1 protein-coding gene is annotated in these 351 nt (G+C 55.6%); it reads left to right on the plus strand.

Annotated elements, in window-relative coordinates; all coding sequences use genetic code 11:
• The coding region (locus LI162_RS15345) for an AAA family ATPase (RefSeq protein ID WP_227156886.1) at window positions 1-351 on the plus strand (351 nt) is incomplete at both ends.

Below are 351 nucleotides of genomic sequence, written 5' to 3' on the forward strand. Positions count from 1 at the left end.
GGAAAGACTGGAACGATGTTCTCCGTCAGCAAGGGGACATTCCCAGCCGCAAATTTATAGCGGAAACAATCACGCTGCGAGAGCTGCCCACCGCCCAGCCTGTCCCCATGCTCCGTATGGCAGATGTGGAGCTGACGAGCGTGGATTGGCTATGGTTTCCGTATATCCCCTTTGGAAAGCTGACGATCATACAGGGCAACCCCGGCGAGGGAAAGACCTACTTTGCCATGCGTCTTGCGGCGGCTTGCACCAACCGAAAGCCCTTGCCCGGTATGGAAACAATTGAGCCTTTTAATATCATCTATCAGACCGCCGAGGACGGTTTGGGCGATACCGTTAAGCCCCGGCTGA

It is taken from the genome of Mediterraneibacter sp. 210702-DFI.3.120, from assembly GCF_020561005.1.
GTDB lineage: Bacteria > Bacillota > Clostridia > Lachnospirales > Lachnospiraceae > Mediterraneibacter > Mediterraneibacter faecis.